Below are 16,603 nucleotides of genomic sequence, written 5' to 3' on the forward strand. Positions count from 1 at the left end.
CTTATCCCGTCAGTTCGATTAACGCAGGTTAACCAGAGTTTGTAAGATCTGATCCTGAGTTTTGATGGTCTGCGCATTGGACTGATAGTTACGTTGCGCCACAATCATATTCACCAGTTCTTTACTCAAATCCACGTTAGAAGACTCCAACGCGCCACTGGTCAAGGTGCCGAAACCACCACCACCGGCGGTACCGAGGATCGGGTTACCGGAAGATTTGGTTTCTTTCCAAACGTTATCGCCTTCAGGAGACAAACCTTCAGGGTTAGAGAAGTTAACCAGCACAATTTGGCCAAGCAGTTGGGTCTGCTGGTTTGAATAAGTGCCGACAACCGAGCCATCGTTGTTGATCTGGAAGCCGGTGAACTCACCTGCGGCATAGCCGGTTTGGTTTTGAGTCACAATACCGTCAGTACCGGTATTTTGCTGTTTGCTACCCCCAACATTCAGCGCGAAGGTTTGCGCCGGGGCACCATTCACCACCGCCATAGGGACAGTCAGATTGAAGTCAGTGGTACTGGCAGCACCCGCGCCATTTTTCACGCTTTTCAGTGCGCCATTGGTATCAAATACCATCGTTCCGCGCAGAGAGGCAGCGGCAGGGTCAGCAGGGTCAAAAGGTTTAGTCGCATCGGCCAATGTCCCGCTGCTGTCCTTGGTATAGACATTCCAGCTATTACCATTGACGGCATCTTCAGCGGTTTTCACATAATACACATTGATAACGTGGCGGTTACCCAGGCTATCGTAGGTGGTCATGTTATTCACAAAGCTGTAAGTATCTGGCTTTTGCGGATCAAAGGTTGCGCTAATAACATCATGGGTTGAGGTCAGGTTAGCGACCATATTGCCCGAGGTGGTGGCTTTCGCGGCAATCATATCCTGAGGAATCGACAGGGGTACCGGGTTTGCCCCTTGCTGTATGGTAGGAGGAGTTCCTGTTGCCGGATAACCGGTCAGACTCAGCCCTTGCATGTTAACGATGTTACGGTTTTCATCAAGTTTGAACTGGCCGTTACGGGCAAAGTACACACCGCCGCTGCTATCTTGCATGCGGAAGAAACCACTCTGGCTGATGGCTAAATCCAAACGACGGTTGGTGGTGGTTGGCGTACCGTCGTTAAAGTCTTGAGTAATCCCGGCGACTTTAACCCCCATACCGGTCTGTGAACCTGCGAACATATCGGCAAAAGAAACTGAGCCGGCTTTAAAACCTGATGTCGCCGAGTTGGCGATATTGTTACCGATCACATCCAGATTGCTGGATGCTGCGTTCAAACCGCTGACTGCTTGAGAAAAGCCCATTTTCTTCTCCGTTAGATTCGGGGTCCGTTAAAGACCTTGAGCATTGATGACATATCAAACGCTATTTAAAAATTAAGGTAAGTTTTTTCAATTAGTTAACTCACCGTGGTGTTTGTTTGGTTACTGCTTAAGACTGATCTCTGACCTACAAAATCTGACGGACTTTATCCATGGTGATAGTCCCCGCCAGGCCCAGATCCAGCTTGGAACCGTCACTGCCACGGGTCACACCATTAACAACCGCATAGCTCAGCGGAGTAGCAACCAGTGATTCGCTACCACTGCTGGCGGCGATCGTTACGGTGTAAGCACCATCTGGCGCATTACCGCCCGCTTCCAGTGAACCATCCCAGGTAAAGGAGTGGACACCTGCTGACAGACCACCGATTTCAATGGTGCGTACTGCCAGACCATTGCTGTCGCTGATGGTTGCCGTCACTTTGTCTGCTGAACGTTCTAACTCAACACCAAATGGCGTAGTAGTGACGGTGCCATCTTTACTGCCTGCCAACACCGTGGTGCCAGGGATCATCACGCCGTGGCCAATCAGGCTACTGGCTTGCAGCGACTGGCTGCTATCAATCTGCCCGGAGATGGAACCCAGCGTAGTATTCAACTTTTCAATGCCGCTTACGGTGTTGATTTGCGCCAATTGCGTTGTCAACTCGTTGTTTTGCATTGGGTTAGTCGGGTCCTGATTCTTTAACTGGGCAACCAGCAACGTCAGGAAACTGTTCTGCAAATCCTGACTGGTGCTACCGCTACCGGTGGTGGAATTGGTCCCGCTAGTGCTGGTAATACCGTAATCGCTATCGGTCAGGGAATTGGTAATGGCCATGTATACAAGCTCCTGTTATTGACCCAGTGTTAGCGTCTTGAGCATCAGAGATTTAGTGGTATTAAGCACTTCAACGTTGGCTTGATAGCTACGCGAGGCCGAAATGGTGTTAATCATTTCCCCTGTTACATCAACGTTGGGCATGCGGACATAACCCTTGGCATCAGCCAGCGGATTACCCGGCTGATACACCAAACGATCCGGTGCGGGATCGTCAACGATTTGTGATACACGTACCCCGCCGGTTTCCTGCCCTGGTTGAGCCGCTACCTGAAACACCACTTGCTTGGCACGATAAGGCTGACCATCCGGGCCGGTAACGCTATCGGCGTTGGCCATGTTACTGGCGCTGACGTTCAACCGTTGCGATTGGGCTGATAATGCCGAACCGGCAATATCAAAAATATTCAGTAAAGACATACGTCTTATCCTTGTTGTAACACTGACATCATCCCTTTGATCTGGCCGCCAAGAACGGTCAAATCGGTCTGATATTTCAGGCTGTTATCGGCAAAATTAGTACGTTCACGATCCATATCAACCGTGTTACCGTCCATCGCCGGCTGGTCTGGAACCCGGAATAAAAGGTCAAGGTCAGGTGGCGCAACGGTGCTTGCCGGGATATGACGGGCTGACGTTAAACTGAGCGACACCCCTGTACCTGTGGCACGGCCTTGCTCCATCACTTTTTTCAGTTGGCTGGAGAAATCAATATCACGTGCCTGAAAGCCGGGTGTATCCGCATTTGCAATATTGGACGACAGGATCTCCTGTCGTTGCGCACGCAAGTTAAGCGCCTCTTGTTGAAAACGCAGAGCACCGTCCAGTTTGTCGAGCATAGTCCCCCCGCAAGGTTAGAATTTGGAGTCGACAGCATAAACGCCGTATAGGAAAGCCTATCGCTAGAATAAGAGCAAAATGCGTCGCTATTTGTCCCCTTAACCTCATCGCGCTACAGGTACACTAGTGTGCAAAAGAGGTGTGCCTTGGTATTACCTGGTTACACCGGCAGAAAGGAGATTGATGACAATGAATAAAAATGGCGTCATAAAGTTGGCTTGGGGGGTGCTGTTGCTGAGTCAGACCGTCACTCATTCAGCGATGGCGGCAGATTTATCAACGCAGGTAAATCAATTCTTCCAACAGCAATACCCGGATAAAGAGAGTCAGGTTAAGGTGGTTATCAAAACGCCACAGAACCAATGGCCACAATGCGAAGTGCCAGAAATTACGCTGCCTGCCAATGCGCGCCCGTGGGGCAATATCAGTTTGTCCGTACGCTGTGAGGGGGTTCGCCGTTTTATTCAGACACAAGTGCAGGTTAGTGGACAATATGCTGTGGCTGGCCGCCAACTGGCAGCTGGTGAGAAAATTGCCGTGTCTGATATTCAGATGAAACAAGGCCGGTTGGATACCCTCCCCCCCGGCGCCTTGCTGGATTCACATTTTGCTCAAGGTGCCGTCAGCTTGCGGCAAATCAGTGCCGGCCAGCCGCTGACGCGCAATATGCTGCGTCGATTGTGGGTCATTAAAGCAGGGCAAGAGGTGCAAGTTTTGGCACAGGGAGAAGGATTTAATGTTAACAGCAATGGTAAAGCGATGAACAACGCCGCCATACAGGATAACGTTCGGGTGCGCATGGCATCTGGCCAAATCGTCAGTGGCACCGTGGCCGAAGATGGCACAATTCGGATTATGTTATAGTGATTAAAGTTTTTTTAACCTTTGCCGATAACTCTGGTATGCAGTTATTTGCGGGTAGCACAGTGACAATCCCGCCTTTCTTTTTGTTAAAAGATAAAAGTCTCGCGGGTCGATAAACGTCAATCCCGCTATAGAGGGAGCAACACAACATGAGTATTGATCGCACTCAACCGTTATTACCGGTATCGCAAGTGCAGCCACGGGAAACCAGTGACATTGCGCAGCAGATGCGTAAGCCTTCTGCCCAAACAAAAGCACAGGTGAGTGGTACTGAGGTTAAATTAAGTGATGCGCAGGCAAAACTGATGCAACCGGGCAGCCAGGACATCAACGTAGAACGTGTAGAAACCTTAAAACAGGCTATCCGTTCAGGTCAACTAACGATGGACACCGGTAAAATTGCCGATGCTCTGTTAAAGAATGTCGCGGATGATCTGAGAAATAGCTAAACATAACAAAAGTCATTAACCCTAGAACAATCGTTAACCGCAAAACAGTCGTTAACCGTAAAAGGATACGTGGTGGTGGAAAGACTACAGACCAATTTGGACCAGCAACTGGAACTTCTCGAGTCACTGACGACTGTGGTAGCACAAGAGCAGCAATTACTCTGCTCCGGTCGGATTCAAGGTGTCGTGCTGCAAGGTGTGACGGAACAAAAAAGTTCAATACTGGCCACCTTGGCTTATCTGGATCAAACCCGGCTCACCACCGAAATTGCGGCCAATATACAGGCGCCTTATAGCGAGATTCAAGAGTTGGCAATACGTTGGCAACGTATCTTGCAGTTGGCTGAGAACCTTCAGTACAGTAATTTGCACAATGGATTATTGCTACAACAGCATATTGAGCATAATACTCAGGCGCTGGCAGTATTGAATACCCGCCACGGCCAGTCACTATACGGGCCAGATGGTCATTCTAAAGGTGCCAGTCTACTGGGCCGCAAGATCGGTATTTAAAACCTCATCCCTACGGATATAAACCGCCGCTCAGTCGAGGCTTATATCCGTACCGTTCCTCCGCGTTAATTGACTCGTGCCCTCAATGCTTTCTACCTACTTAAAAAATGAGTTTTCCTGTTTTTCTCCGATGTTTTAGTCTGCTGAAACTGAGCAAATGTGCTTAGTTTCAAGGAGGAGATATGAAAAAAAGGTATGTAAGTCTGCTACTGGGGTGTTTTTTTTGCGGGGCGGCAGCACTGTCAATGAGTCAGGCAGTGCAGGCCGTTGAGACCAACAATCAGCTCGAACATCCGGTCTATTTCTGTATGACTTGCTATTACCCCTTCGTCTGGTTTTAGCGATAATTGACCAGCACCTGATTGCTGATCACTTGCAACGGCGGGTTAACTCGGCCTTTACCGGCAATAAAGTAAACAAACCTCAGTTGAGTTGCTGCCGCCTCTCCCGCCAGTCCCCGGCTCTGTCCGCTGCCACCCTCAAGTGGCATACAACGGGTCGGGGTGCATAATTTAACCTGTAACCCCTCTGGCGCTGTCGACATTAATTGGTAGCGCCAGCCAACCGACACGATGCGCGCATTTTCCTGCGCCAGCGCTACCGGTGGTTGCAGTACCGCCGACGAGGTAGCTACCCCGCGCAAACCCTGCGTAACCCCAATATCGTCCGCCACCCAAGAGCCTGAAGCGACAGCATTCAACGGCAATACACATACCGGAAGTAGTGTAGCCAACATTAGGGAGAGACGAGTTAGCATCAAGCAGCTCCTATCGTTGATGTCATACGGATCTGGCGATTATCGCCAATTTCCAGATTAGACAGCACCACCATCTGCGGCAAACTGCGGCGCAAGAAACGGGCTAAAAGTGCCCGCAGTGCATGGTTAACCAGCAACACCGGCGGTGCACCCAGCATCTCCTGACGTTGCAGCGCTTGTTTAGATTGATCCAACAAACGGTCAGCCAGACCTGGCTCCAGACCACCCCCACCTTGCAGCGCCTGTAGTAACAAACGCTCTAATGCCGCATCCAGCCCGATGACCTGAATCTCGCCGGTTCCTGGGAACCATTGTTGCGCAATGGAGCGCCCTAACGCCACTCGAACTACCGCTGTTAATTCGTAAGGGTCGGTCTGGTTTGGCGCATGTTCAGCCAGTGTCTCGATAATGGTGCGCATATCGCGAATGGATACCCGCTCCATTAGTAGATTTTGCAGTACTTTATGCAGCGTGGTTAAGGTGACGACGCCGGGAATGAAGTCTTCCGTCAGCTTCGGCATCTCTTGCGCAACTCTGTCCAGCAATTGCTGGGTTTCCTGGCGGCCAAACAGTTCGCTAGCAAATTGGCTAATCAGATGGTTTAGATGGGTCGCCACGACGGTGCTGGCCTCAACCACGGTAAAACCTTGAATCTGCGCCTGCTCACGTAATGCACTTTCAATCCAAACCGCCGCCAATCCGAAGGCGGGATCATGGGTGGCCTCACCGGGTAACGAGCCAACCGCATTGCCGGGGTTAATGGCTAACCAACGGCCGGGATGAGCTTCGCCACTGCCAATCTCGACCCCTTTCATTAATATCCGATAGTTTGCTGGCGGCAGTTCCAGATTATCTCTGATATGCACCACCGGTGGCAGGTATCCCATCTCTTGAGCAAACTTTTTACGAATACTGCGAATCCGCCCCAACAGCTCACCATTTTGCTGGAAATCCACCATCGGAATCAGGCGATACCCCACCTCCATACCCAGCGGATCTTCCAGTTGAACATCTGACCAGGTCGCTTCAGTGGCTTGTTGCTGGTCTTGCACCACCGGTGATTCTGCCACCATCGGTTGCTTCATTTGCTTACCACGTAAGCGCCAGGCTAATGCCAACAGTGCGCTGGTGAATAGCAGGAAGACAAAGTTAGGCATGCCAGGCACCATCCCCAGTAACCCGAGGACACTGGCACTCAGCACCATCACGCGTGGGTTATTAAATAGCTGGGTGACCATTTGCTGGCCAACATCCTGGTCGGTACTGACGCGGGTCACGATAACGCCCGCCGCCGTCGAGATAACCAATGCCGGGATTTGTGCTACCAAGCCGTCACCAATCGTCAGCAAGGTATAGGTTTCTGCTGCATGGCCCACCGCCATGTCGTGCTGAAGCACCCCGACCAGTAAGCCGCCGACCACGTTAATCACCATGATCAGTAACCCGGCAACCGCATCACCACGAACAAATTTACTGGCCCCATCCATTGAACCGTAGAAGTCAGCTTCTTGCGTAACATCGGAACGGCGTTTTTTGGCTTCGTCTTCACCAATCAAGCCGGCATTTAAGTCGGCATCGATCGCCATCTGCTTACCGGGCATACCATCCAGAACAAAGCGCGCCCCCACTTCGGCAATACGCCCCGCCCCTTTGGTGATAACCATAAAGTTGATTATGACCAAAATAATAAAGACCACGATGCCGATGGCAAAGTTGCCACCAACCAGAAAGTGACCAAACGCTTCCACCACACGGCCCGCAGCCGCCGCACCGGTATGCCCATCCATCAGAATGATACGGGTGGAGGCGACGTTTAGCGATAAACGCAACAGCGTTGAGAACAACAGAATGGTTGGGAAGGCGGCAAAATCCAGCGTGCGTTGGGTAAACATGGCAACCAACAGCACCATAATGGACAGCGCGATATTAAAGGTAAACAGCAAATCAAGGATGAAGGGCGGCAGCGGCAGCACCATCATCGACAAGATCATCAGGATAAGAATTGGCCCGGCAAGGATTTGCCACTGCGTATCTTTAAAATTGCCCGGTAAACGTAGCAGGGCGGCCAAATTAGCCATTAGTCAGTCTCACTCTCTGTTGCAAAATCCAGTGCTTCCGGCACTGGCAGATGTTCAGGTTTTTTCGGGATTAGCCCGCCTTCCCGTTTCCAACGCTTCAACTGGTATACCCAGGCAAGAACTTCTGCCACCGCGGCATAAAGGGTGGCTGGAATATGTTGGCCTACCTCGCTGTGCCGAAACAGTGCCCTGGCCAGCGGCGGCGCTTCTAATAACGGAATACGATGCTCTGCACCTAACTCGCGGATACGCAGTGCCACTGCGCCAGCACCTTTCGCCAGCACCTTGGGTGCACTCATTTTTGCTTCGTTGTATTGCAAGGCAACAGCATAGTGGGTTGGGTTGGTCACTATTACATCAGCTTTAGGGACATCAGCCATCATTCGGCGACGCGCCATAGCCCGTTGCTGCTGACGAATGCGCCCTTTCACATGTGGATCACCTTCTTGATCTTTGAATTCATCACGTATCTCTTGTTTGGTCATACGTAATTTTTTAATGTGGCTGGTTATTTGGAAAAACACGTCGAATCCGACCATCGGGGTCAGGCCTAATACCACCACCAGTCCGCAGAAAATAATCAAGTGGACAGCATCACTTAAAGCCGCCACTGGCGGGGCTGCCATCAACCGCATCATATCTGGCCAGTTATGCCAGAGGAATATTCCCGTGACCCAACCGACCAGCGTGGCCTTGAGGATGGCTTTCAGCAATTCGGCCAGTGCCTGAGAAGAAAACATGCGCTTTAAGCCCGCAATCAGACTCATCCGCTGAAAATCGAACTTGATGGATTCTCCGCTGAACAGCACCCCACCTAACAGCATCGGTACTGCTAGCGCCACGATCACCAATCCGGCAAAGATGGGCAGTAATGCCATCATCGTTTGACTCAGCAGCGTCCCTATTTGGCGCAACATTTGCTTATCATCGCTGATAATGCCATGGTCAAAATGCAGTCCTTGGGCAATCATCGCCGCCAGTTGGCGAGCCATCGACTCCCCAGATACCCACAGGATCGCCAAACCGGCCCCGAGCATCAGCATCGAGGTCAGTTCGCGCGAACGCGGTATTTGGCCTTTTTCGCGAGCCTTCTCCAGCTTGTGGGCTGTGGGTTCCTCGCTCTTTTCCGCGTCGCTATCTTCAGCCACAGCAGGTTTTCCTGTTCAGCGTAAGCGTTCCCATATCAGATAATTAGGAAATAAAAAATTGCTGTCTAGCATGACAAATATTCAGCAAGGTTATGGATGGAACAAAGCAGCAATTAGGGGGTTATTTCTCGGATGAATACATCATGTCAGGCTCAGTAGCCTGTTGGGGGATTGGCTGTCGTCAAATTTGATAGCCAGGAACGTCTACAGCCAGTGATAGATGAAGGAAAAGGGATGAAGAACACGATCAGCCGCAACGCCAGGAATAGCCGGTTTTAAATGAGATTATCACGACGATAAATCCAGCGAGAAATAATGGCAGATGAGATATCCCCTCACCTGCCTATTATGGTCGATCAGTCGGCTTAGAAGCCTAAACTGTCTAGCAGATCATCAACTTGATCCTGGTTGGCAATAACACCAGCACCATTCTTATCCAGTTGTGGCCCATTGAGTAGACTGTCAGCAGATTTTTGCGGTTTAGATGGCATATCTGGGATATTTTCCATCAGTACCATTAATAGCTGCTTCTCAATCTCTTGCACCACATCCATCATGCGTTTGATAACCTGACCGGTAAGGTCCTGGAAATCTTGCGCCATCATGATTTCCAACAATTGTGCATTGGTAAATGAGGTATGTTGCGGTACGACTTCCAGATATTCACGGGTATCAGTGACCAGAGAGCGGGCATCTGACAGCTCGACAGGATTAGCAAACCATTCGTCCCAACGAACTTTAAGCGCCTTCGCCGATGACTCCAGCTCATTTTGGCGCGGCTGTGCTGCCTCAACACAGTTCAGTGCTCTTTCTGCGGCCTGAGCCGTCATATGAACGACATAATCCAGTCGATCACGCGCATCTGGAATGGCTTCCGCAGCCTGTGCAATCGCCTGATCAAGACCTAATTCGCGCAGGCTGTCGCGTAACATCCGCGTCAATTGGCCAATGCGGCTTATTATATCACTGGCCGATGCCGCATCTGTTGCGGGCATTTGATGGTTACTCATCTCGCCTCCTTACATACCCAACTTTTCAAAAATCTTATTGAGCTTCTCTTCCAAGGTAGCGGCAGTGAAAGGTTTCACTACATAACCACTGGCACCTGCTTGCGCTGCTGCGATGATATTCTCTTTTTTCGCTTCGGCGGTTACCATCAGAACCGGCAAAGTACCAAGAGCACCATCGGCACGGATAGTTTTCAACAGGTCCAGGCCATCCATATTCGGCATATTCCAATCAGAAACCACAAAATCAAAGCCACCCGCACGTAATTTATTCAATGCGTCGACGCCATCTTCGGCCTCTTCCACATTGTTAAAACCCAGCTCTTTCAGCAGGTTTCTGACAATACGACGCATGGTCGAAAAATCGTCTACCACCAAAAATCTGAGATTCTTATCCGCCATACCAACTCCTAAGGTTTGTTGCTCACCGCTGAGCGATTAACTATCAACGCCCGATTTCCACCGGAAAATGTCTACTAAATTCGCAGGGCTTGACCACTGCTAATCTGCGCCAACATACGCTGGCTTATCTGGTTCAAATCCAGAACTTCATTAACGCCCCCCATACCAATCGCTTCACGCGGCATGCCGAAAACCACACAACTGGCCTCGTTTTGCGCGATGGTATAAGCACCGGCGCGATACATCTCCAACAACCCGGCCGCACCATCATTGCCCATCCCCGTCAGGATAACCCCCACGGCGTTACGCCCGGCATACTGCGCCACTGAGCGAAATAGGACATCAACCGAGGGACGATGGCGATTAACCGCCGGCCCGTCATGAATGCGAACCTGATAGTTCGCCCCACTACGCGCCAGTTCCATATGCCGATCGCCGGGAGCAATATAGGCATGCCCCGGTAAGACCCGCTCACCGTCTTCTGCTTCTTTCACAGTGATTTGACACAGCTTATTAAGTCGCTCAGCAAATGAACGGGTAAAACCCGGTGGCATATGCTGAGTAATTAACAGTGCCGGGCTGGTCGGTGGCAACGGCTGTAATACCATACGGATAGCTTCTGTCCCCCCGGTAGAGGCACCAATTGCAATTAACTTTTCACTACTGAGCAGTGGTGTATGCGTAAGCATAACCGGCGCGTTTTCTGGGCCGCGCTGCGGCAGGCGAGCTTTAGCAGCCGTACGGATTTTCTCCGCAATCAACTCACTGTAAGCCAGCATTCCCTCTCTGATCCCAAGCTGAGGTTTGGTAACAAAATCAATCGCTCCCAACTCCAACGCACGCATGGTTATCTCAGAGTTCTTACCGGTTAATGATGAGACCATCACTACCGGCATCGGTCGCAACCGCATCAGCTTTTCAAGAAAATCCAAACCATCCATCCGCGGCATTTCGACATCGAGCGTCAAAACCTGCGGATTGAATTTTTTGATCAAATCACGGGCAACCAACGGATCGGGAGCCGTTGCAACCATTTCCATGTCCGGGTGACTATTAATAATCTCGGTCATTAGTTGGCGCATCAATGCAGAATCATCAACGCACAATACTCTGATTTTACTCATCACCTCTCCTTGGTCAGCCCATAAACGGTCTGCCCGCGCAAATAGAATTCCCGACTAATTTGACTGAAATTCTCCGAGTGGCCTGCAAACATCAGACCACCTGGTTTTAGCAAAGGGACAAAGCGACGCAGAATGCGCTCCTGCGTTTCTTTATCAAAATAAATCATCACATTACGACAAAAAATAGCATCAAACTGCCCGGGTAATGCCCACTCTGGTGCCAACAGATTGAGTTGCTGGAAATGGATCATATTGGCCAATTCCGGGCGCACTCGCACCATGCCTTGATGTGGGCCGGTGCCACGCAAGAAATAGCGTTGCATCTGTTGTGCCGACAATGAACGCAATTCATCTTGCCGGTATACACCACTGGTCGCTTTTTCCAGTACTTGCGTATCGATATCGCTGGCTAACACCTGACACGAACCCGCTCTATTTCCCAACACATCACACAGTGTCATCGCGATAGAGTACGGCTCTTCACCGGTCGATGCCGCCGTACTCCACACCGAATAGCTTCCCGGCCGCTGGCGGGCATGTTCAGCCAGAATCGGGAAATGGTGTGCCTCACGGAAAAATGCCGTCAGATTAGTGGTCAAGGCATTAACAAATGCCTGCCACTCTGCACTGTTCGGGTCGGTCTCTAGCAAAGCAAGGTATTGACCAAAATCGTTAATCCCTAGCAATCTCAGCCGCCTGACCAGGCGGTTATAGACCATTTCCCGTTTGTGATCGGCCAGTACTATCCCGGCTCGTTGATAAATAAGTTGGCATATGCGCCGGAAGTGAACATCCGGCAACGGGAGCCGTTGAATCATCTGAGTCAGGATCGACCCAGACTCTTGGGGCGATGGCTGTTTCATCGATGATGGTTTCATCCGGCCTCACCCCACAACAAAGTCTTCGTTACGCCGTTTGACAATCTGGAATTTCCTTAACAGCCGGTTGTTTACCACTGCCGTCTGCTGCCTGCCCCTCCCCGCTGTCGCTATCCTGCTCCAAACGAAAAACAGACACTGCATCGGAGAGCATACTTGCCTGCTCTTCGAGTGCGTTAGCCGCAGCCGCAGCCTCTTCCACTAATGCGGCGTTTTGCTGAGTGACCTGATCCATCTGTGTTACTGCCAGTGAAACCTGCTCAATACCTCGGCTTTGCTCATCCGAGGCGGAAGCGATTTCACCCATAATGTCGGTAACCCGAGTCACTGAGCGAACAATCTCTTCCATGGTAGTACCCGCATTTTCAACCAGAGTGGAGCCCTGGCGAACACGGCTGACCGATTCATCGATCAACCCTTTAATCTCTTTTGCTGCTTGTGCACTGCGCTGGGCCAGATTACGAACTTCACCGGCGACGACAGCAAAACCGCGCCCCTGCTCACCAGCGCGAGCAGCCTCAACAGCAGCATTTAACGCCAGAATATTGGTCTGGAAGGCAATACCATCAATAACACTGGTAATGGCACCAATCTTCTGTGAACTGGTGGCGATATCATGCATAGTTGTCACCACACTGCCCGTCAACTCACCCCCTTTGGCAGCGGTTGCTGATGCGTCTTTCGCCAGCAATGTTGCCTGACGAGCATTATCCGCATTCTGTTTGACCGTCGCGGTCAGTTGCTCCATGCTGGCCGCAGTTTGTTCCAGAGACGCCGCTTGCTGTTCGGTTCTTGCTGACAAATCATTGTTACCCGCAGAAATTTCCTGAATCCCCGTTAGCATTGCTTCAGTGCCATCTCGGACATGACTAACGGTGGTGATAAGCGACTGCTGCATGATGCGTAAACTGGCAAACATCTCGCTGATTTCATTACGCCCGGAGACATGAATCTGCGCCGATAAATCCCCCCGTGCGATGCGGTCAAAATGCGCGCGCATAATTTTCAGCGGCCTGACAAACATGGTGCGCAGCCAAACAAGCGACGAAATCGCCATGGCTATTACCATTACAATCGCCGCACCAAATATCCACATGGAGAGATGGTACGCCTGCTGGTTTTGGGTACCGGCCTCAGCAATCACTTCATTGGCATACTGCAAATACTGTAAAAAATCGGCTTCGAACAAATCCTGTGTTTTCTGGGTGGGTTGGTCCATAAAGCCTTGTAAATTACCGGCTTCCAGAAAATCAATTAGTTGTCGTAACGACGTCCGTAAGTTCTGATAACTGTTTTTAGTGGCATCCAACAATTCGCCACCGTTATCACTCTCATCAAGGCGTGGCACCGCAATAAACTGATTGAAGTAGAGGTCCGCTTTCTGTAATGAGCTGCGCGCATTGCCCATTAATGCGTTGACTTGCTCCTGAGGTACTTTGAGAGCCGAGCGCGTCCCCGCCCGGTTTAAGGTATTACGCGCCTGAAGCAAGGATACCCAACTGAGGCTTAATGCATCCCGTTGCTGGCTACTGAGATCCACCCGGTTCAAATTTTGGTAGTCTGAGCGAAAAGCAGTAAATGACAGACCACTTGAAATTAACTGTATCGAGCAAATTAATATCAGTAACAGGAAAAAGCTGGTAGAAATCCGAATTCGGCCAAACATCGTAACCTCTTCTCAGCCGGCTCATTGGCCAGCTTTATCTATTTTTGTTCACCCAAAATAATTGGAGTTGCAGGTAGGCAGCCAGCAAACGAACCCCGATGAGCTTACTCAAGTAAGTGATTCGGGTTCGTGAGCGCAGCTAACACCCCTGCAATTTCAAGTATCAAGGGTTGTAGGGGACTAGAAAGTTTCCCAATTGTCTTGCAGGTCACTTCCCAGTGTTTTTTTAGCAGTTCCGCTCAAATCCTGTGTCGGCTGCTTTATTTTTCTAACATCTCTTGTAGTACTACCGTTATCCATACGCAGAACGAATACAGACATGGATTGGGTTAACATACTGGCTTGTTCTTCCAGTGCGGCGGCGGCAGAGGCTGATTCTTCCACCAAAGAGGCGTTTTGCTGGGTTACCCGGTCCATTTCAGTGACCGCCTGACCCACTTGATCGATACCGCGACTTTGCTCATCGGAAGCAGAAGCGATTTCACCCATGATGTCGGTGACGCGGGTTACCGCATTAACGATATCTCCCATGGTTTCACCCGCACTTTCAACCAGTACTGACCCCATATCGACACGGCTAACCGAGTCTTCGATAAGGCCTTTAATCTCTTTTGCAGCTTGCGCACTACGTTGTGCCAGGTTACGTACTTCACCGGCAACAACGGCAAAACCACGACCCTGCTCACCGGCACGGGCTGCTTCAACGGCGGCGTTCAGCGCCAGGATATTGGTCTGGAAAGCGATACCATCGATAACACTGGTAATATCTGCAATTTTCTGTGAACTACCGGCAATCTCATGCATGGTTTGCACCACATTCGCCACCACTTTGCCACCTTTCTGTGCCGTTTCCGATGCACTTAAGGCCAGTTGGCTAGCTTGACGAGCATTCTCAGCATTCTGTTTCACTGTGGCGGTTAACTGCTCCATACTGGCGGCGGTTTCTTCCAGTGAGGCGGCTTGTTGTTCTGTACGCGCTGACAGATCGTTGTTACCGGCGGAAATTTCTGAGGCACCGCTATAGATAGCATCGGCACCTAAACGCACATCACTGACGGTGGTAATCAATTCAGATTGCATGTGTTTCAGGCTGGCGGCCAATGTGCCCATTTCGTTGCGGCTATGCACTTCGATAGTCTGCGTTAAATCACCGTTAGCGATATGTTTAATATGTTCTATCAAGTGTTTAAGCGGATTAATCAAGATGTGTTGCATGCCAAGCCAAACAACAATAATTACCGCGAATACCACAATCAGTACGGTAACAATCACCCCCATCGCGAAGCTAAATGACTGGTTGCTGTCTTCCACTGCGGAGGCATACAAGCGATCATTTTGTGTCAGGTAAGTGTTGTAATCCTGTTCAAAAGCATTTTGGAAGCTAGAGGTGGGTTGGTCGAAGAACTCATTGATCTTGCCAGCTTCCATCAATTGGATCAGTTCGGTTAACGCACCAAAATATTGGTCATAGGTCTGTTTTAATTTTTTAGCTGATTCGGCGTCTTGCTGGCTATCCAACGGGATCTGTTCGTAGCTTTTAAAACGCTCCGCCGCCACACCTAATGTCCCTTTGGCTGATGCCAACAGGTCATTCACCGTAGGGCCACTACCGGTATGATTCACATCCATCATGTAGCGGATGCCTGCGCGGTTCAGCGTATTACGGGTTTGCAGCAGATTTACCCAACTTTCATTCAACACCGACTGTTGCTGACGAATAACCTGTAAAACCGCAAAGTTCTCTTTGTCATTTTTCAGGGAATTGAAGAAAAGCCCGCCGGAAACGAACTGTAAGGCACCAAATAGCACTAACACCAACAGGAGGCTGGTGACCACTTTCATACGCTTAAACATGTTATCCCTTCATAAGTACGTCAAAACACAGGTACGCCAAAACATAGGACGTCTAATTAACTGTGTTATCGGCACTGGGAGGGGGAACTTTACCGGAGAGAGACATTATTTTAACGAGATGAGGATGAGTGTTAGCAGTTTGTTATTATCGAGGTGAAAACCGGCCTCATCAGGTTTTGGCCGGACAAGAACGGACCACGGTTTCGATGGAGAGCGGCGTGGTGATTGGTTCGGTTGACATGAGACAGGAGATCACCTGATCACTGAACGAATATCAACCGAAACCCGATAGGCAAATTAACCGAAACTTACCCTTTAATGACAGAGTCAATCAACGACATCTCTTCACTGCTCAACAGCTTTTCGATATCCACCAAAATCAGCATTCTTTCCCCGAGTGAACCTAAACCTGTTAGATACTCAGTTGCCAGAGTGACGGCAAATTCTGGTGCAGGACGTATTTGCTCATTGGTTAATGACAGCACATCTGACACACCATCAACGACAATACCCACCACGCGCTGATCAAAATTCAGTACGATCACTACGGTATTTTCGTTATAGCTCACACCTTTTTGTGCAAACTTAACCCGTAAATCAATAATAGGGACAATGACGCCGCGTAAGTTAGTGACACCTTTAATGAACGTCGGGGTGTTAGCGATACGGGTCACCTGATCGTAGCCACGGATCTCTTGTACTTTCAGAATATCAATCCCGTACTCTTCATCGCCCAGCGTAAAAATCAGGAACTCTTGTCCTACCGTTTCGCCAGCCAGCTTCGTGACGGTTGCTAGTCCTGCCATGTTTTTACCCTTCAATCAATAGGTTGAATTTATGTTTGTTTTCAGGACCGGAACACTCCGTGCCCTATACCTGT

17 protein-coding genes and 1 pseudogene are annotated in these 16,603 nt (G+C 50.2%); 4 read left to right on the forward strand and 14 right to left on the reverse strand.

All coding sequences use genetic code 11. The features are described 5' to 3' along the window. Positions 1–18: 18 nt before the first annotated feature. The 4 genes from flgE to flgB all read right to left on the reverse strand — a co-directional run bounded on the left by flgE (position 19) and on the right by flgB (position 2,982). Positions 19–1,305 carry a flagellar hook protein FlgE gene (gene flgE, locus V1955_RS13330; RefSeq protein WP_083159158.1) on the reverse strand — a complete coding sequence of 429 codons (1,287 nt, stop codon included), beginning with the start codon at positions 1,303–1,305 and terminating at the stop codon, positions 19–21. 145 nt (positions 1,306–1,450) lie between these two features. Continuing rightward, on the reverse strand, positions 1,451–2,143 hold the full coding sequence (gene flgD, locus V1955_RS13335) for a flagellar hook assembly protein FlgD (RefSeq protein WP_083159159.1): 693 nt from the start codon (positions 2,141–2,143) through the stop codon (positions 1,451–1,453). 15 nt (positions 2,144–2,158) lie between these two features. Beyond that, on the reverse strand, positions 2,159–2,563 hold the full coding sequence (flgC, locus tag V1955_RS13340; RefSeq protein ID WP_005189321.1) for a flagellar basal body rod protein FlgC: 405 nt from the start codon (positions 2,561–2,563) through the stop codon (positions 2,159–2,161). A 5-nt stretch (positions 2,564–2,568) separates the two neighbouring features. Next, entirely contained in the window at positions 2,569–2,982 is a 414-nt protein-coding gene (gene flgB, locus V1955_RS13345) for a flagellar basal body rod protein FlgB (protein ID WP_083159160.1), read from the reverse strand. A 184-nt stretch (positions 2,983–3,166) separates the two neighbouring features. On the opposite strand from flgB, the gene flgA reads away from it, so the two are divergent. The 4 genes from flgA to V1955_RS13365 all read left to right on the forward strand — a co-directional run bounded on the left by flgA (position 3,167) and on the right by V1955_RS13365 (position 5,150). Then, positions 3,167–3,847: a flagellar basal body P-ring formation chaperone FlgA gene (gene flgA / locus V1955_RS13350; protein ID WP_083159161.1), complete on the forward strand. Its 681-nt coding sequence runs from the start codon at positions 3,167–3,169 to the stop codon at positions 3,845–3,847. A gap of 149 nt (positions 3,848–3,996) precedes the next feature. After that, on the forward strand, positions 3,997–4,296 hold the full coding sequence (flgM, locus tag V1955_RS13355; protein ID WP_083159162.1) for a flagellar biosynthesis anti-sigma factor FlgM: 300 nt from the start codon (positions 3,997–3,999) through the stop codon (positions 4,294–4,296). A gap of 72 nt (positions 4,297–4,368) precedes the next feature. Then, complete coding sequence (locus V1955_RS13360; protein ID WP_083159163.1) at positions 4,369–4,809, forward strand: flagella synthesis protein FlgN; 441 nt, start codon at positions 4,369–4,371, stop codon at positions 4,807–4,809. Positions 4,810–4,991: 182 nt separating this feature from the next. Next, on the forward strand, positions 4,992–5,150 hold the full coding sequence (locus tag V1955_RS13365) for a hypothetical protein (protein ID WP_193784676.1): 159 nt from the start codon (positions 4,992–4,994) through the stop codon (positions 5,148–5,150). Here the strand turns inward: V1955_RS13365 and V1955_RS13370 are convergent. The 10 genes and pseudogenes from V1955_RS13370 to cheW form a co-directional block, all read right to left on the reverse strand. Then, positions 5,147–5,566 carry a flagellar protein FlhE gene (locus V1955_RS13370; protein ID WP_442821029.1) on the reverse strand — a complete coding sequence of 140 codons (420 nt, stop codon included), beginning with the start codon at positions 5,564–5,566 and terminating at the stop codon, positions 5,147–5,149. The genes V1955_RS13365 and V1955_RS13370 overlap by 4 nt on opposite strands. After that, entirely contained in the window at positions 5,566–7,644 is a 2,079-nt protein-coding gene (gene flhA / locus V1955_RS13375; protein ID WP_083159165.1) for a flagellar biosynthesis protein FlhA, read from the reverse strand. The genes V1955_RS13370 and flhA overlap by 1 nt, the downstream gene beginning before the upstream one ends. After that, on the reverse strand, positions 7,644–8,792 hold the full coding sequence (gene flhB / locus V1955_RS13380) for a flagellar biosynthesis protein FlhB (RefSeq protein WP_083159166.1): 1,149 nt from the start codon (positions 8,790–8,792) through the stop codon (positions 7,644–7,646). Before flhB ends, flhA begins: the two co-directional genes overlap by 1 nt. Before the next feature lie 365 nt (positions 8,793–9,157). Continuing rightward, positions 9,158–9,802, reverse strand: coding sequence for a protein phosphatase CheZ (cheZ, locus tag V1955_RS13385; RefSeq protein WP_083159167.1), 645 nt, complete (start codon positions 9,800–9,802; stop codon positions 9,158–9,160). Positions 9,803–9,811: 9 nt separating this feature from the next. Beyond that, positions 9,812–10,201 carry a chemotaxis response regulator CheY gene (gene cheY, locus V1955_RS13390; RefSeq protein ID WP_049605622.1) on the reverse strand — a complete coding sequence of 130 codons (390 nt, stop codon included), beginning with the start codon at positions 10,199–10,201 and terminating at the stop codon, positions 9,812–9,814. Positions 10,202–10,275: 74 nt separating this feature from the next. Then, positions 10,276–11,325, reverse strand: coding sequence for a protein-glutamate methylesterase/protein-glutamine glutaminase (locus tag V1955_RS13395; protein WP_083159168.1), 1,050 nt, complete (start codon positions 11,323–11,325; stop codon positions 10,276–10,278). Then, positions 11,325–12,203, reverse strand: coding sequence for a protein-glutamate O-methyltransferase CheR (gene cheR, locus V1955_RS13400; RefSeq protein WP_372558662.1), 879 nt, complete (start codon positions 12,201–12,203; stop codon positions 11,325–11,327). The genes V1955_RS13395 and cheR overlap by 1 nt, the downstream gene beginning before the upstream one ends. A gap of 28 nt (positions 12,204–12,231) precedes the next feature. Continuing rightward, positions 12,232–13,869 carry a methyl-accepting chemotaxis protein gene (locus tag V1955_RS13405; RefSeq protein ID WP_083159169.1) on the reverse strand — a complete coding sequence of 546 codons (1,638 nt, stop codon included), beginning with the start codon at positions 13,867–13,869 and terminating at the stop codon, positions 12,232–12,234. A gap of 302 nt (positions 13,870–14,171) precedes the next feature. Beyond that, positions 14,172–15,723: pseudogene (locus V1955_RS13410) on the reverse strand (methyl-accepting chemotaxis protein); the annotation flags it as partial. Positions 15,724–16,031: 308 nt separating this feature from the next. After that, positions 16,032–16,529: a chemotaxis protein CheW gene (cheW, locus tag V1955_RS13415; protein ID WP_083159171.1), complete on the reverse strand. Its 498-nt coding sequence runs from the start codon at positions 16,527–16,529 to the stop codon at positions 16,032–16,034. Positions 16,530–16,603 lie beyond the last annotated feature (74 nt).

The organism is Yersinia sp. 2545 StPb PI (genome assembly GCF_052217125.1).
Lineage (GTDB): Bacteria > Pseudomonadota > Gammaproteobacteria > Enterobacterales > Enterobacteriaceae > Yersinia > Yersinia enterocolitica_E.

Excerpts from the sequence above, each read along its gene's own strand:
- flgM (WP_083159162.1), top strand. The coding sequence starts at position 3,997 with ATGAGTATTGATCGCACTCAACCGTTATTACCGGTATCGCAAGTGCAG.
- V1955_RS13405 (WP_083159169.1), bottom strand. The coding sequence starts at position 13,869 with ATGTTTGGCCGAATTCGGATTTCTACCAGCTTTTTCCTGTTACTGATA.
- flgA (WP_083159161.1), top strand. The coding sequence starts at position 3,167 with ATGACAATGAATAAAAATGGCGTCATAAAGTTGGCTTGGGGGGTGCTG.
- cheY (WP_049605622.1), bottom strand. The coding sequence starts at position 10,201 with ATGGCGGATAAGAATCTCAGATTTTTGGTGGTAGACGATTTTTCGACC.
- cheW (WP_083159171.1), bottom strand. The coding sequence starts at position 16,529 with ATGGCAGGACTAGCAACCGTCACGAAGCTGGCTGGCGAAACGGTAGGA.
- flgE (WP_083159158.1), bottom strand. The coding sequence starts at position 1,305 with ATGGGCTTTTCTCAAGCAGTCAGCGGTTTGAACGCAGCATCCAGCAAT.
- cheZ (WP_083159167.1), bottom strand. The coding sequence starts at position 9,802 with ATGAGTAACCATCAAATGCCCGCAACAGATGCGGCATCGGCCAGTGAT.
- flgB (WP_083159160.1), bottom strand. The coding sequence starts at position 2,982 with ATGCTCGACAAACTGGACGGTGCTCTGCGTTTTCAACAAGAGGCGCTT.
- flhA (WP_083159165.1), bottom strand. The coding sequence starts at position 7,644 with ATGGCTAATTTGGCCGCCCTGCTACGTTTACCGGGCAATTTTAAAGAT.
- flgD (WP_083159159.1), bottom strand. The coding sequence starts at position 2,143 with ATGGCCATTACCAATTCCCTGACCGATAGCGATTACGGTATTACCAGC.
- V1955_RS13365 (WP_193784676.1), top strand. The coding sequence starts at position 4,992 with ATGAAAAAAAGGTATGTAAGTCTGCTACTGGGGTGTTTTTTTTGCGGG.
- flgC (WP_005189321.1), bottom strand. The coding sequence starts at position 2,563 with ATGTCTTTACTGAATATTTTTGATATTGCCGGTTCGGCATTATCAGCC.
- cheR (WP_372558662.1), bottom strand. The coding sequence starts at position 12,203 with ATGAAACCATCATCGATGAAACAGCCATCGCCCCAAGAGTCTGGGTCG.
- V1955_RS13370 (WP_442821029.1), bottom strand. The coding sequence starts at position 5,566 with ATGCTAACTCGTCTCTCCCTAATGTTGGCTACACTACTTCCGGTATGT.
- V1955_RS13395 (WP_083159168.1), bottom strand. The coding sequence starts at position 11,325 with ATGAGTAAAATCAGAGTATTGTGCGTTGATGATTCTGCATTGATGCGC.